The following is a 14,062-nucleotide window of genomic DNA, read 5'->3' on the forward strand; positions in this document are numbered from 1 at the left end:
CATCAGTAGGCAAGCTGTAAAAGGTTATGAAAAATAGATATTATGATTTGTGTCTAGAACGAATACCTTCAATTAGTATCTGTAGAGCAGTTAAGTCCTCAGTTGTGAGTGCTTGACCATCAATAGTTATTTTTACATTCTTCCTAAAGATATAATCAAGATTAATTTTGATATTTTCCCCATTGATAATATCTTGGCTAATATCTTTGTATGTTTTTAACTTTGAGAATATGGATTCGCCATTTCTTAACTCAATTAAATCTTTTAAAAGTTGCTTCTCTTTATCGTTATGAACAGAATCCATGTGGATATTTTTGATTATATCATCAATATAAGAGTTAGCCAATTGTTGATATTTAATTTTGTGCTCATCAAACTCTAATCCACCTTGTTCGCATTTTTCTTTTATAGAGAGTGAAGCAATGCTTTCAGTAATTTCAGAGAGTTTAGTTAAACTGGGAATCTTTTTCTCATTTTCAATTTGTGAGATATAAGACTGTGATACTTTTAGTTCTTCAGCAAGGCTCTTAGTAGTTACGTTACCTTCTGTACGGTATTTTTTAAGATATGCTCCTATCATTTTTAACCTCCGTTTAATAACTTTAGTAATATTTTAGCAAAAAACTCTTGACATGTAAATAGAAAACTGATAAAATTCCAAATATAACCCAAGTCAATTAACTTGGTTAATAGGCGAGCTGTACTAGTTATGAGAGGATAGTTGTGCACAAAATGGAAAAGAAAGGGGGTGTCTATGTTTAGTACACCACAAGGGATATTATCTCAAGAAGCAGAACTAGCATTGTTGGGAAGGATTGAGCATTTAATAAATGATTATCTATCACATGCAATGCTTTCACCTCACAGTGACTCGTTTGGCTTGATACAACAGAAAGAGTTAATCAAAGAACTAGGTATTAGTTTAGTAACTCTGCATGAATGGGAGCGTTTGGGGTTAACTCGATACTGTCCACCAATAGAAGGAACTCGCAAAGTTTTCTATAAGAAATCAGATGTTATGAAGTTTCTTTCAATTACTAGTAAGGAGTGAATACATTGTATGAAAAGAAAATAAACACAATTGAAAAGTTCTATGATTTCTTGAAATACATAGGTACTTGCAACCATGTTGAATCACAGATTCAATTGCTATCAATTACGCTATATAGTGTAATGCTTATCCAAGAAAGGATTGTCTAATGACATTAATTACCATAAAACCAAAACATTCTGTTCTAGAAGCAGATATTAAATTTGAAACTTACCCTGAGAATGCTATTCAAGATTTTGATAACGCTACTCCAATAACTGAATATAAGGAAGAATGGCGAATATATAAAAATGAGGTAATTGATTCTACCCCTCACATAGAGCCTTCAGAAAAAGAGAAGATGAAAAAGAGAAAAGCTCCTTTTTATATCATGGCAGATTTTTTAATGGCTCATCTCATTGTGGTTAGTATAGCTGAAATAGAGGATACTGGTGAAGGTAACTTATTTGTGTATAATCCCAAAGAGGGGATTTATCAACCTGCTTGGCATATTGTTAATAAATTAGCAAGAAGGTTAGAACCTTCTTTTAGGAGTAATGATATATCAGAGATTTTTTCTGTACTAAGTTGTATCTGTAAAAATGTAAGTATATATCAAGGCTCACGTTACATAGCGTTAGGGAATTGTATTTATGATACTTATTATGGGGACGGAATGAAGTACAGTCCTTCAATTGTGTTTACACATAAGGTACAAGTAAATTATAATTCAGAAGCAACTTCTCCAGTATTGGGCGATTGGTCTATTGATTCTTGGTTAACTGAACTGTTTAATAATGATGCTGAACTAATTCACTTAGCATGGCAAACAATTTTGGCAGTGATACGTGGTTATGCTGATGAGAGAATTATTTGGCTGATTGGAAAAGGAGGAACAGGTAAGGGTAGTTTCCAAGAGTTGTTAATTAACTTAGTAGGTAGGATTAATACAGCATCCATGAAACTAATTGAATTAGAGGGCAAAAATCGTTTTGCCACTTCACAGTTAATAGGTAAACATCTAGTTATTGGAGATGATAATCCTATTGATAAGGTGGTAACAGACCCTTCTACTATGTTTTCTCTAGTTACTCATGATATTGTCACAATCGAAAAGAAAGGCAAACAGGCCTATTCTGCTCGACTTACTCCTGTGATTGTTCAATCATCTAATCGATTGATTAAGATTCAAGGAGACAAAGAAGCTATAGCAAGAAGAACTTTCATACTTCCCTTCGTTTCTGAATTTAACAAAGATGGTTACAAGAGAGAAATAAAGCAGGTTTATCTAAAACGTCAGGATGTATTAGAATATGTATTGAAGAATGCATTAGAATATGATATCAGTGATGGATTCAAGGATATCAGTCACCACCCTGCTATCAAGGAAATTCATGGGAAGTCTATGACAAGTGTTGAACAGTTTTCATCTTATCTGTTTAGTCGTGTGAAATCTACTTTCTTGCCGAATTCATTTATGCTATGGGCATATGAACAATTCTGTGAAGGAAATGGTTTAAAACGAGAAACTAAGGAAGCCTTTCACAAAGAATTAAAAGATGCACTTCCATCAGACTGGGTATTTAAGCCAACATTATCTACTTGTAAAGATTTTGATGAGGGTGATTCTGTTTATTTTATTCATTCTGAGTCTTTTAATTTGGATTCTACAAAGAGATATAAAGGGTATGTAATGAAGTCATGCTCTTGATACACTTGAAACAGTAAATTTCATTTCTATTTTCAATTTTATTTGTTTTATTTATTCTAAGAAGTTGGAAATTAGTGTATCAAGTGTATCATTCTGGAGATATACAAAGTGTGAACGACTAGCCCGCCACGAGCGAAGGCAAAGGAGTGAAACACTTTGTTAAGTACCAAACACGCCTAATTTATTCCATGGTCTAATTGACAGCAAGAAACAAGGCACTCTCGTACAAATGAACTGTCCATCCGAAAAACTAAAGCCTTTCGTCTGAGACGTTCTTAGCGTACTTTGTGCCTACTTACTGTCAATTTGCTTTCACGGCATAAAGGCGTATGCTTGTGAGATAAAATAGAGAATAAAACTAGCTATTTAATAAGGATTTAGATTATAGAATTTAACATTTTTATAGTGTTGTCTTGATTCAGCTATCAGTTTTTTCTGTACAATTGTATCAATTTATCTTTTTGTGTTTGTGGTTAGTAATGCGCGTGATAATGGGATTTCTAAGGGGCGATTAAAAAATAGAATAGTAATGGATGTATGTGAATTTTGCTATTCACCGATTAACTCTCTATATCAAAAATGTGTTAGTAATGTGGAATTGTCTGAAAGAGATTCATGTGATGTAACGGATATACAAAATCCCTGCAATGAGTAATTGCAGGGATTTTCAGGTAACTAGGAAAACTTTGTAAGTATAGGGAATATTGTTTTAGTCTATTTTGTAGTAGACAGCTTTTTCATCAGATGGATGTGTTTGAGTAATGATAATTCTAGTTTTACTTTTATCAGTTGGGTCTTCGATTGATACCATTTGGTTATTCTCAAATCGTTTCATAGGTATACTTGTTCCAGGGGGATATATTCCCATTGCAGCTCCTATAGGTCCTGAGCTGATACTAAAACCTATGTGTCCATCGCTTCCCATGCCTGACTGAGCTATCTGTCCTCCTTTTGTTAACCCATTCTTATTAAACACTATTTCATATCCTAGTTCATTCCTCCAAGTACCAGCTATACTAGAGTAGTCTCCATGTAGAATAGCCTGTGTATCAATTTCTTGTGTTGTATTTTCTGTGTGCTTTTCTTCTGTGGGAGTCGTGATAAGTGTGGCATCAGTAGCAACCCAGAATTGAAATTTTTCAGAGTCTTCCATGATTCTGACTGTGAAAGTAACGGTTGCTCCTTCTTGCCATCCTTCAATCATAGATTTCTTAATTTGTATTTGTACACCAGTTATAGGAGCATTACTAGCTTTTACCCAAATAGTATGGTATGTTTCTAGAGCTTTAAAATGTCCTACGTATGCTTCCCAAAATTTTTGGCGTGTTAGTTCTGCTGTGAAGCGGTATAGTTGACCAGTTTTTAACCTACCATCATTTTCCATGTCTCGAAGCTCTTCGGCTGTCGTGTCTATTATACTATCTTCAGTTGAGCTAGAGCTTGTGGTAGATGTGCTGGATGATGCAGAGAAACTAGAAGTAGTAGATGAGATTTGTTGTGAAGAGTGACTATCTACTGTTTCTATATTTTCATTTAGATGTCTAAAGAATAAAAAAGTAGCTCCTATAATGGTAAGAAGTAGAAGTGTAATTGAGGTTATAAGAATCCAAAATTTGTTGCTCTGTGGTAGAGGACAAACTACTACGTGATTCTGATTTTGGTAAACTTCAACAATATCGTTTACTTTAGGATGAAAAGTTAACTCATTGATAGGAACATTTAGAGTCTCATTTGTGTGGAGTCGAATGATAATATGTGTTTCTGAAACGTGAATAATTTGGTTATGTTTTTTATTTTTCATGTAGTATTAGTTCTCGTACATATAGGCAACCATGAGAGGTAGTGTTTTTGTGGATTTAAAGACCGTTTCATAACTTTGTCTTCCTTTTACTAGTCCGTACAATGTTATATGGTCATCTTCGGCTATAACTCTATTGTTGTATTCAGAAGGAATAGAAACCAAAATAATTTTATCATAGTCATCATTTATGGCTACACGCAGTGTGTAGGCTTTCCCATCTTCCATAGCTTGTAAAACTTTACCATATACTCTTACTTTAGTATCTACGGCTATTTCATCATGATTCCACTTGTTATAGTCTACTTCACCATAATTTGCTTTATCATTATCTACAGTAATCTTAGGTTTTGATGGTACTGAGGATGAGGAACTGGAACTACTTTCCTTTAAGGAAGATGAAGAGGTAGAGCTACTTTTTTTGGATGATGAAATTTGTTTTGATGTTGAACTTGAAGTTGTTTGATTGTTTGAAATTTGTTTTTTAGTATTTATAAAACTTATAACAATAATTACAAACAGTAATAGTAGAGTGACTATAATTCCTATTTTTTTAGATTTGTTCTTTTTCTCTATGTTGTTCTTGTTGATGTCGACTTTTATGACAATACCTTCATAAACTTCTACATAATCCCCTATACTAGGTTCAAAGTCACAAGATTCAATAGCAATTTCCTTTAAACTTCCATCTTCATAACCTATATAAGCAGTATCTTCAGTTATTTTAATAATTTTCCCTATGTTCATTAGTACTCTCCTATTTTAATATTCCAGAAAACTTAACTTCATCAGGTGCCATTACATAACGATTCACAGCGACTTCTTCCCCACTGAGAGTGTAATAGAATCTAGGGCTATTTACTCCGTGGGATTTGGCAATTTTATATAAAGATTTGTTTAATGCACTGATAATTGCTCTAAGTTCTTTGTTTGAATACGAAGCATTATTTTCTGTGAGAATGATTCTGATGCCAAGTGTTACAGATGTTTTTTCCATTTCAAGCATATGTGCTCCTGATTGTGTATTTACTTTATCTACACCTCCTTGAATTGCATTATAGAAAGCATCTAAATCTACTTTTCTGTTTTCTTCATTAGACTTTTTTTCAGATTCTTTAGATTTTTTCTCTGCTTCCTCTTTCAATTTTTTCTGTTTTTCCCGTTCTTCCCGTTCTTCTCGTTCTTTCCGCTCTTTTTCTTCTTTAATCTTTTCGATTTGTTTATTAAGTTTTAATTCCACTTCGTTTACACGGGAGGACAAACTACTAATTTTGTACTCGTGGTCGTTTGGATATCTATCTTCTAGGTATTTAATTTCCTTTTTAACAGATGACAATTCACTATCATCAGAAACAAGCTTCAAAGCTTCCTCTAACGTTATATTTTGTTTTATATTTGTTGTGTTATTTTCTAGTGCTTCAACTAGCTTAGTAACACGTTCCGTATCTTTAACATATTGTTGATTACCATAGCTTATTGCAATATAAGCAAATAATCCAAATAATAAAGTAAATATCACTAGAAAACCTACAATATATTTATAAATTTTTTCTTGGTTCATTATTTATTCCTTTCTTATAAATGACTCAATCACTTCAACACTAGCTTGACTTGCTTTCGGTAATATGTCATATACTGTACCATTTGTGAAGTAAGTGAGATTGGGGATTGTTTTGAATCCTACATTTGTTTTAAAGTTATTCCAACTTGTCTTATCTATATGCTCACTATCTAAGTAATACACAGTTGTCTCAGTTTTATCTACTGCTTTTGCTAGCTTTGGAGCAAATTCTTGGCAGTATGGACAACTCTCTCTCCCTGTGTATAGGTAAAAGCTTTCTTTATGTTGTATTTTCTGTTCCACAGCCTCTAAACTTATCTTTTGGAGTCTCTTTATAGCTATCTGGTATTCTGTTTGTGGTAGAGTAGTTAAGTATGCTGTGAATGTGACGATTATAATAAGTAGTAGTGACAGTAGAATAAGAACTTTTTTACTATTCATCACATCCGTATCCGTCTTTGTCTCTATCTAGCCATGGACCATATTGTGGGTCACTAGCAGGTATGTTTACACGTCCTGCTTTTCGTGCTTCCTTACAGTTTTTGAACGGTCTTAAATTTGATTGTGGAGCAGGTGTAGACGATTGTGTAGGAGTGGTTGTGGTGTGAGATGAAGCTTGTTCTTGCTCTTTTGCTCGTGAAGATGCTTTCCTTTCCTCCTCTTTTGATTTGGAGGCTTCAATACTTGCTTTTTCCTCTTCTTGTGCTTTTTCTGTTTTTCTCACTTCACTGATTACTAACGAACCTTTATCGATTGAATCATATTTTTCTAAAGATACTGTATTTCCTGTATAGACCATAAGTTCATTCATTTTCACAGCTAGTGATTCAGGTGTACGGATAAGAAGCTTCTTACCTGTTATGTTGTACTCACGGTATTCATCTTTTTCTTCAATCCCAATTACCTCAGCTTCAACTTCGTAGAGTTTATCTGTGTTAGAGAGTTTGTGTGCTACCTCTCTCAGTGCTTTGGCTCGCAGTATGATTTTAATTTGTGGTGTATTTAGATAAGCATCTACAGCTATATGTCCAGTTGGAGACCATTTCTCTATTTTAGAGCTAGTTTCACTACTAGATGATGAAGTAGAGGAAGATGAACTAGACTGTTTAACTTGTGAAGACTGTTTGACAGAATCACTAGCCTTGGTTTGAGCTTGTGAGTGTTTAGTGCTACCGCTAGTTAGTAGTGTGAAGAACAAAATGAGGATAAGCAATAGTACAATACCACCTATAATCTTTTGTTCTTTGCTTAATTCCTTAAGCTTTTTAAGCATATATAACCTCCAAATGTTTAACTTTATTTAATGAAATAAAATAAATATTTCCTAATAGTTATAATTATATCACACAAACTTTAACAATAGAATATGTTTTTATTAAATATTAAACTATAGAGAATGTAAACCTGATTGTTTAATCTATAAGATAGATAGTAGATTTAACATAGAGGGTGAAGGAATGGATGATATATTAGAAAATATAAGTAATCAGATACGAGACTTACGAGCTTCAAAGAAGATTACACAGCAAGAATTAGCAGAAAGAACAAATCTAAGTGTTCCTTATATCAGTCAGATAGAAAATAATCATAGAAATATCTCTTTGGAAACTTTTGTGAAGATTGTTGATGCTTTAGAAGTTCCGTTGAGTGATTTTTTCTTACCTTATTCTGTTCCACAAGATACAGAGATGATGGAACTGTTATTGAAGATTCAGAAACACCCACAGCATAAGATGATTGTTCATAAGGTGATGGAAATACTTGAATTAAGCCAAGATAGTTAGTGATAAATAAAAAGCACTAAAGAGTAATTTATACTAAATCTATCCAACCATATATAGTTGTTTTAGTATCTATTATTATTTCATCATGCTTAAAATTGTTATAGTCTCTCTCGAAGTGATTTTTAATAGTAATCTGTAGGTCGGGTGATTAGAAATTATCTGTACTGTTTGTATATTGTGAGGATTAGAGGTTACATTATTCAGATAAGGAATGAGAATTATTTTTCTTAATTGAAGAGGTCGATTAAAAAACAAAAAGAAAAAAGAAAGCACTGAATCTGAATATTCAGCGCTTATCTATTTTCTTAAAAAACGTGTTACTAAATCCATTCCCCATTAGCATTTACAGTATAACCATCAACTGTAGTGCTTACTGCTAATGCTCCTGAGCTATAAGAGTAGTACCATTTAGTGCTGACTTGATACCAACCAGTTTTCATAGAACCTGATTCAGTGAGGTAATACCAAGTACCACTTTGACTAAGCCAGCCAGTCTGCATAGAGCCTGAGCTGTTTAGGTAGTACCATGTACCAGATTGATTGAGCCAACCTGTTTGCATAGCTCCTGAACCGTTGAGATAATACCAAGTTCCATTAACTTTTTGCCAACCTGTTTTCATAGAGCCTGAATCAGTCAAATAGTACCAAGAGCCTCCTTGATTTAACCAACCAGTCTTCATTTCTCCATCTTGTGCTAGGTAATACCATGCACCGTTTACTTGAACCCAGCCAGATTGCTTGTTCTTTGATTGGTCATAGTAGAACCATTTACCATTTTCTTGCACCCAACCTTGTTTCTGTGTTGTAGCTTCTTCTTTTTTAGTAGTACTTTCGTCTACTTTCTTTTGCTTCAGTTCATTCTCCTGTTTTTTTAATGGTTCTTCAGCTTTAACTGTAGTATCACTCTTAGGTTTCTTTATTCCCTCTTTAATTTTTTCAAGAGAGTCATATCCTCTACGCTTATTTATTTCTGCAACATAGTCAGCATAGGGTGTATCTCCACCCTCAAAAGGGTTCCCAGTAGTTTGGCTAATCGTTTTAGATTCATAGGGGTCTTCGACTTTTCCTGTTTCAGGATGATACCAAGCAAGTACGCCTGCTTCCCCCCAGTAGAATATACCCCAATTATTTCTGAGAACATCTCCCACATATTTTAAATCTTCACTGTTTGCATATTTTTTATCTGCAATTATTCTTTCTATATACTCAGCTTCTTGTCTTTTCTTTTCTTCTGACCTGTTTCTTCTAGTTTCTTTAAGTTTTTCTATGTATTCTTTATGTCTCTTTGCTTGTTCCTCTTTGTCTTTATCAAACTCTTTTTTGATTTTATCAAAACTATCATACCCTCTAAGGCGGTTTGTTTCAGCAATATAGACACTCGAGACTAAACCAACATCATCAAAAGGGTAACCATAATGTATTTTCTCATATTCGGTTACATTTAAAGGGTCTAATATAATTTCATTTTCAGGCTGATACCAAGCAAGTTCTCCATTTTTACCCCAGTAAAATACGCCACTATTTCGAGCAATTTTTTGATTTTGCATTTTAAAATCTTCATCCCAAATAGCTTTCGTCTTCTTTGGAATATCATTTATTATTTTACTAATTCTTTCAGTCTCGCTTTTATTAATTACATGGTCTGCTGAGACAGACTTAACACCAGCAAAAACTATAAACAATGCTATAAGCGCTGTAATAATTGTGTTTTTCTTTTTCACTTTAAATACTCCTTTGTTTTATAATTCATTTCAAGCAATAAGAAGTCATTTAAACTTTATTACTTAAATATAAATCGTAAATTATTATACCATAAATCAAGTAATATCACTATATTTTCATAAAACACCTCCTGTTTTATATTTATGTTTAAAACATTGTTAAACACTATCCTAATTATATCACAGTTACATATATATTAGTTAATGTTTTTAATAATTTTTTAACTCTAGCAAATGTAAAATATACACCTTAATCTACAAGATGAATGGGGTAAAATAAAAAGCACCTAAACGGTACTTCTTACTTGCCTACTGAACTCATCACCATGAAATTTGTACTCCTTTTTGTCCACCTCGGAGTAAAGTTTAATCTATTTTATTTAATATGTAAATTCTAAAAATACTACAGAATCAACATTTATAAAGCATACCAAAGTGTAATTTATACTAAATCTATTCTACAACAAAATGTTGTAATATTTTATTGAATAAGATAGGCTTTAGAGCCTTGATATTAAGCACTTTGGGGCGTTTTCCCTTAGTGCTTTTTTTGTTTTTACTACCAGCTATAAGTATCTATACGCAACTAGACCTGTATAGTTTAAAGTGATATAATAGTCTAAAAGGAGGTGCTACTATGAATGTTTTAGAAAAAAACACACAGGTAAACTTTAAGACTAACAGAGACTTGTTAGAGAAGGCTAAAGCTATTATCACATCGCAAAATCTTGATATGACAGCCAGTTTTAACTTGTTTTTAGAACACATTGTAGAAAATAAAGCCTTGCCATTTGAAACTCAAGTAGACAAAGAAAGAGAAGAACTTCTATTAGGATTGCGTGCCGAAATTGCCCGTAGCTTTGAGGATTTAGAACATGGAAGGACTTACAGCCTTGATGAAGTGAGGGCTAACCTTGGAATTTAACGAGAACTCATATAGCCTTATTATCTCTGAAACGGTACAAGAACAGCTAAGAGGTATTAAAGATTATATCTCAGCTAACTACTTTTCAGAACAGGCAGGAGCAAACACAGTTAAGAATATTCTTTACGGATTGGAACGTCTTGAAGTTTTCCCGGAAGCAGGATTTGATGCTGATGAAAGAGTAGGAGTTATTATATACCCACCCCACAAAACTCGATGCATCATTTTAGGCGATTACCTAGCCTTCTATCATATTTTAGAGGATAGAAAAGCTGTCTTTGTATCAGATATTATTCATAGCAAACAGGATTACATTCGCTTGTTCAAGAAAAAATAGTGCATATTATTGAACTGCGTTTTGGATTCCAAAAATTTTAAAAAAGATTACTCTATTTCAAAAATTTTTAGGAATGAAAATATAAAAAAAGAGAAACCTCATAATGAAGTTTCTCTTGCTTTTAATCGTCCGAATCAATATTCTTATTTCAAAAAAGGTAGTGAAAAAGGTAGTGATTCGAATGATTTCCCTTGCAATATAGTGAAATTAACAAAAAGAAAAAACGCTAATCAAGCGTTTTTCTTCTGTATTGATTCGTATTGAATGCTTATTTAACCTCTGTAAGGAGTAGACAGAGTTCTATATAACCCCTCAAAACCTTTATTTTAAAGGCTTTGTAATTTATTGAAGAAAAAATGTAGAGACAAATGTAGAGACGATTAAGTAGATAGTTCAGCTATTTTATCTAAATAAATATTTACTGCCTCTAATTTCTTCTTCGGTGCTAACTCGGCGTATGTATCCATAGTTGTGTTGATAGATTTATGTCCCATACGAACTTGTAGTTCTTTCCAGTTTGCCCCAGCATTTAACATCATTGAAGCATGAGTATGTCTGAAAATATGGAAACCGTAATCAGGTAAGCCAAGAGAAGTTAGTCGTTTTTTTAAAGTAGCACGTTCGTTTCTATCGCACATATAATTTCCATAAATCGTTGGAAAGATTAACTTGGATTGAGGTAGACCTTGTTTTTTGAAATAGTTATTCATTTCTGTGTAGAAATCCCTAAGGTCAGTGAGAGTAGAGTTTGGAACGGGAACCTGACGATTACCAGAATCGGTTTTTGCGGTTGGTTTACAAATCATACATCCTTTAGTACCAAGTTTCTTATTGGCACTTTTCCACATCAATGTTTTATTTACAATAATTTCATTGTTTGTGAAATCCAAGTCATTTATTTCTAATGCTAGAAGTTCATTGATTCGCAATGCAGAAGCGAGTAAGGAATTGCAGATGGTAATAAATCGTCGATTAGCTCTGTTATTAGGTAAAGTTTTTAAGAATGCTAACCATGTTTTTAATTCTTCATCATGTAAGACCATAGTTCTACGAGAAGCTAATTTAGGCTTTGGAGGGATTTTGATAGTTTTCACTGGGTTTTTAGTTAATCCAAAATGTGTGATGCCAAAATCGAAAATATCACTAAGTTTGTGAGTGACTGCTCCAAAGTCTTTTGCACTACCTTTTTCAGCACGTTTTTTCCCTGATTCAATCGATGTTCTAGCTTTTTGGGCGAGATTGTTAACCCATCTTTGAATGTCGGCAGATGTGATTTTTTCAGGAATGTAATCCCCGAATGCAGGGATGATGTAATTATATACGTATCCCTTCACTCTATTGATTGTATTATGAGAAGTAACCCAAACTTGATAATTATTGAACCATTCTTCTGCAAGTTCAGAAAAAGTGGATAATCGTTTATCTTCTTTCCTCGTTCCACCTGCTTTTTCAAAATTAACTCTAGCCGTTAGGATTTTACGGTCAAGTTGCCGTAGTGTTTTAGCTGTTATAGACGTTGTTACTTGTTTGCCTGTTTTTTCATCGATACCTAAGTAAAGGCCTCGTAAAATATAACTAACCTCTCCGTTTGAATTTGTTTTTTTAATAACTTTTTTGTTATTGTAAGTTATAGTTTCAGATGTCATAATGCCCTTTCATTATACGGATATAAAATAAAAAGGCTAAAATAGAACATTTTCTATACATAACAGACAGTTCTATTTTAGCATAATTCATGTTATTTCTCTAAGAATTGGAGAACATTTTCAAGTTTATAGTAAACAGTTCTGGTTCCTTCTATAGGTGGTTCCAGTCGTTTTAGTCCTTTTTCTTCCCAAGATTTTAATGTATTCGGAGAAATTTGAAGGAGATTCAATAGGTCTTTTTGGGTATATAGACCACAATAATTGAAGATGTGGGTTTCCTGTTGTAGGATTTGTAAGAGATTTAGTAGTAGGTTTTTAATTTCAAATAGTTCTGAGTTCATTATTGTTGTTCCTTTCTTTGAATAGTTGTTTCAAACTGTGTGAAGAAGCTATTAGCACGATGTATTGACTGAGACTCAAAGGGGTTCGTGAAAAAGTTGCTGTCATCTTTTTCGTATTCCCGACTCTCATTGTTATAGTGTGTATAAAAGATATTATCCTTTTCAACTAGTATGGCTGTTTGTATTCGTCGTTCTAGCTGGTCGAAACGGTCAATTCGTTTACTGGTTTGAAAATTATCATACAACTCCTTTGGTGAGTAAGGGCTAGTTATGAAGATTAGTTCAGCGGTTAATGCTTTATCTATATATCTAGAAGGTAAGAAAACATCGAAATTATAAGGGTCTAGAATTTTCAAAAGGTCATCATATCGAAAGCTATCTGGTCGCAGTTCGTCAATAATGATAGTTTCCTGGTTTTGATAACTCTGAAAAGGATCGCGACTTGAGCCTGTTACAAAATAAGAGGTATTTTTATTTTCTGCATAAGTCTTAGCCAGTCTTGTCTTACCAAGTCCAGACTCACCATAGATATAGACTACTTGTTTTGTCTTTTGTTCATACTTCATACGATTCAGGAATTCTCTTCCTAATCTTTCTTGCCTTTTTTCGGCAACAGCTTTAAGTCGCGTACTTGCTTTTGCATATTGACTTCCCGTTAGCTCAGATTCAATCTCTTCTAGAGTTAATAAACCGTCATAAAGCATATCTAGATATTCTCGTATTAGTTCCCCTTCTTTTTTACTTTGGTTTCGCTCTACTTGTTTTCGAATGTTTTCTAATTTTTTAGCAAAATCAAAGTTACTTATTACTTCCGAAATAGGGTACTGATATTTATTTTGAGCATCTTTAGTTTGGTGAACAAGATAACTAAAACCATTATTAGGATGCTTGAAGAATTCTAATCGTTCGATTTGAGAATCTTCACGCTTACCATTTCGTTCATTAATTTCCCAAGCTATGCTATGTGGACTACGAGCATGTTTGAAATACATCATGAGATGAATATGGGGTTCTACAGTTTCTCCATCTTCATTAACATCTTTATCATGTAAAATGCCTGCCCAGAGTAATGGCTCTAATAGCTTAACGATTCTATCAATTTCTTCTTTCCAATCAGATAAAATAGCTAGTCGCATTTGTTGTGTATACATGATTGCACGCTGTTTAGGGATTTTTTTATTTGTTTTTTTCTCTGAAGACATTTCAAG

Annotated in this window: 15 protein-coding genes; 5 read left to right on the top strand and 10 right to left on the bottom strand. The window is 33.3% G+C overall.

Annotated features, from left to right (window positions below; all coding sequences use genetic code 11):
• Positions 1–40: 40 nt before the first annotated feature.
• On the bottom strand, positions 41–580 hold the full coding sequence (locus SMSK564_RS09905; protein WP_000578650.1) for a helix-turn-helix domain-containing protein: 540 nt from the start codon (positions 578–580) through the stop codon (positions 41–43).
• Between the two features lie 174 nt (positions 581–754).
• On the opposite strand from SMSK564_RS09905, the gene SMSK564_RS09910 reads away from it, so the two are divergent.
• Complete coding sequence (locus SMSK564_RS09910) at positions 755–1,051, top strand: hypothetical protein (RefSeq protein ID WP_000493151.1); 297 nt, start codon at positions 755–757, stop codon at positions 1,049–1,051.
• 148 nt (positions 1,052–1,199) lie between these two features.
• Entirely contained in the window at positions 1,200–2,741 is a 1,542-nt protein-coding gene (locus tag SMSK564_RS12455; protein ID WP_000172686.1) for a phage/plasmid primase, P4 family, read from the top strand.
• A gap of 709 nt (positions 2,742–3,450) precedes the next feature.
• On the opposite strand, the gene SMSK564_RS09915 is transcribed toward SMSK564_RS12455, so the two are convergent.
• The 5 genes from SMSK564_RS09915 to SMSK564_RS09930 are packed head-to-tail and all read right to left on the bottom strand — an operon-like array spanning position 3,451 to position 7,373.
• Complete coding sequence (locus tag SMSK564_RS09915; protein WP_000791258.1) at positions 3,451–4,542, bottom strand: DUF6287 domain-containing protein; 1,092 nt, start codon at positions 4,540–4,542, stop codon at positions 3,451–3,453.
• A gap of 6 nt (positions 4,543–4,548) precedes the next feature.
• Complete coding sequence (locus tag SMSK564_RS09920) at positions 4,549–5,286, bottom strand: hypothetical protein (RefSeq protein WP_001020597.1); 738 nt, start codon at positions 5,284–5,286, stop codon at positions 4,549–4,551.
• A gap of 10 nt (positions 5,287–5,296) precedes the next feature.
• The gene (locus tag SMSK564_RS09925) at positions 5,297–6,100 is read right to left on the bottom strand and encodes a hypothetical protein (protein WP_001071060.1); all 804 of its coding nucleotides are present in this window, start codon (positions 6,098–6,100) and stop codon (positions 5,297–5,299) included.
• Positions 6,101–6,103: 3 nt separating this feature from the next.
• Positions 6,104–6,541, bottom strand: a complete 438-nt coding sequence (locus SMSK564_RS0102850) for a DUF6568 family protein (RefSeq protein ID WP_001086165.1) — start codon at positions 6,539–6,541, stop codon at positions 6,104–6,106.
• Positions 6,534–7,373 carry an excalibur calcium-binding domain-containing protein gene (locus tag SMSK564_RS09930; RefSeq protein ID WP_000914270.1) on the bottom strand — a complete coding sequence of 280 codons (840 nt, stop codon included), beginning with the start codon at positions 7,371–7,373 and terminating at the stop codon, positions 6,534–6,536. The genes SMSK564_RS0102850 and SMSK564_RS09930 overlap by 8 nt, the downstream gene beginning before the upstream one ends.
• 184 nt (positions 7,374–7,557) lie before the next feature.
• Between SMSK564_RS09930 and SMSK564_RS09935 the strand changes: the two genes are divergently transcribed.
• Positions 7,558–7,884, top strand: a complete 327-nt coding sequence (locus tag SMSK564_RS09935) for a helix-turn-helix domain-containing protein (RefSeq protein WP_000340948.1) — start codon at positions 7,558–7,560, stop codon at positions 7,882–7,884.
• A gap of 320 nt (positions 7,885–8,204) precedes the next feature.
• Here SMSK564_RS09935 and SMSK564_RS13865 read toward each other — a convergent pair whose 3' ends face one another.
• Positions 8,205–9,605 (bottom strand): PspC-like choline-binding domain-containing protein, encoded by a 1,401-nt coding sequence (locus SMSK564_RS13865; RefSeq protein ID WP_000728914.1) that lies wholly within the window; start codon positions 9,603–9,605, stop codon positions 8,205–8,207.
• Positions 9,606–10,242: 637 nt separating this feature from the next.
• Between SMSK564_RS13865 and relB the strand changes: the two genes are divergently transcribed.
• Positions 10,243–10,530 carry a type II toxin-antitoxin system RelB/ParD family antitoxin gene (gene relB, locus SMSK564_RS09945; RefSeq protein ID WP_001101482.1) on the top strand — a complete coding sequence of 96 codons (288 nt, stop codon included), beginning with the start codon at positions 10,243–10,245 and terminating at the stop codon, positions 10,528–10,530.
• On the top strand, positions 10,520–10,867 hold the full coding sequence (locus tag SMSK564_RS09950; protein ID WP_000395515.1) for a type II toxin-antitoxin system RelE/ParE family toxin: 348 nt from the start codon (positions 10,520–10,522) through the stop codon (positions 10,865–10,867). The genes relB and SMSK564_RS09950 overlap by 11 nt, the downstream gene beginning before the upstream one ends.
• Before the next feature lie 380 nt (positions 10,868–11,247).
• Here the strand turns inward: SMSK564_RS09950 and SMSK564_RS09960 are convergent, their stop codons facing one another.
• From SMSK564_RS09960 to SMSK564_RS09965, 3 genes are all read right to left on the bottom strand, one after another.
• Positions 11,248–12,513 (bottom strand): tyrosine-type recombinase/integrase, encoded by a 1,266-nt coding sequence (locus SMSK564_RS09960; RefSeq protein WP_000200173.1) that lies wholly within the window; start codon positions 12,511–12,513, stop codon positions 11,248–11,250.
• Between the two features lie 92 nt (positions 12,514–12,605).
• Positions 12,606–12,854 carry a MerR family transcriptional regulator gene (locus SMSK564_RS0102860; protein ID WP_001083626.1) on the bottom strand — a complete coding sequence of 83 codons (249 nt, stop codon included), beginning with the start codon at positions 12,852–12,854 and terminating at the stop codon, positions 12,606–12,608.
• Positions 12,854–14,056, bottom strand: coding sequence for a Rep family protein (locus SMSK564_RS09965; protein ID WP_000093566.1), 1,203 nt, complete (start codon positions 14,054–14,056; stop codon positions 12,854–12,856). The genes SMSK564_RS0102860 and SMSK564_RS09965 overlap by 1 nt, the downstream gene beginning before the upstream one ends.
• Between the last annotated feature and the right edge of the window lie 6 nt (positions 14,057–14,062).

Origin of the sequence: Streptococcus mitis SK564, from assembly GCF_000148525.1 — a bacterium.
Classification (GTDB): Bacteria; Bacillota; Bacilli; order Lactobacillales; family Streptococcaceae; genus Streptococcus; species Streptococcus mitis_H.

What these genes read in the sequence shown, in the direction of transcription:
- SMSK564_RS09905 (WP_000578650.1), bottom strand. Translation starts at nt 580, where the DNA reads ATGATAGGAGCATATCTTAAAAAATACCGTACAGAAGGTAACGTAACT.
- SMSK564_RS09910 (WP_000493151.1), top strand. Translation starts at nt 755, where the DNA reads ATGTTTAGTACACCACAAGGGATATTATCTCAAGAAGCAGAACTAGCA.
- SMSK564_RS12455 (WP_000172686.1), top strand. Translation starts at nt 1,200, where the DNA reads ATGACATTAATTACCATAAAACCAAAACATTCTGTTCTAGAAGCAGAT.
- SMSK564_RS09915 (WP_000791258.1), bottom strand. Translation starts at nt 4,542, where the DNA reads ATGAAAAATAAAAAACATAACCAAATTATTCACGTTTCAGAAACACAT.
- SMSK564_RS09920 (WP_001020597.1), bottom strand. Translation starts at nt 5,286, where the DNA reads ATGAACATAGGGAAAATTATTAAAATAACTGAAGATACTGCTTATATA.
- SMSK564_RS09925 (WP_001071060.1), bottom strand. Translation starts at nt 6,100, where the DNA reads ATGAACCAAGAAAAAATTTATAAATATATTGTAGGTTTTCTAGTGATA.
- SMSK564_RS0102850 (WP_001086165.1), bottom strand. Translation starts at nt 6,541, where the DNA reads ATGAATAGTAAAAAAGTTCTTATTCTACTGTCACTACTACTTATTATA.
- SMSK564_RS09930 (WP_000914270.1), bottom strand. Translation starts at nt 7,373, where the DNA reads ATGCTTAAAAAGCTTAAGGAATTAAGCAAAGAACAAAAGATTATAGGT.
- SMSK564_RS09935 (WP_000340948.1), top strand. Translation starts at nt 7,558, where the DNA reads ATGGATGATATATTAGAAAATATAAGTAATCAGATACGAGACTTACGA.
- relB (WP_001101482.1), top strand. Translation starts at nt 10,243, where the DNA reads ATGAATGTTTTAGAAAAAAACACACAGGTAAACTTTAAGACTAACAGA.
- SMSK564_RS09960 (WP_000200173.1), bottom strand. Translation starts at nt 12,513, where the DNA reads ATGACATCTGAAACTATAACTTACAATAACAAAAAAGTTATTAAAAAA.
- SMSK564_RS0102860 (WP_001083626.1), bottom strand. Translation starts at nt 12,854, where the DNA reads ATGAACTCAGAACTATTTGAAATTAAAAACCTACTACTAAATCTCTTA.
- SMSK564_RS09965 (WP_000093566.1), bottom strand. Translation starts at nt 14,056, where the DNA reads ATGTCTTCAGAGAAAAAAACAAATAAAAAAATCCCTAAACAGCGTGCA.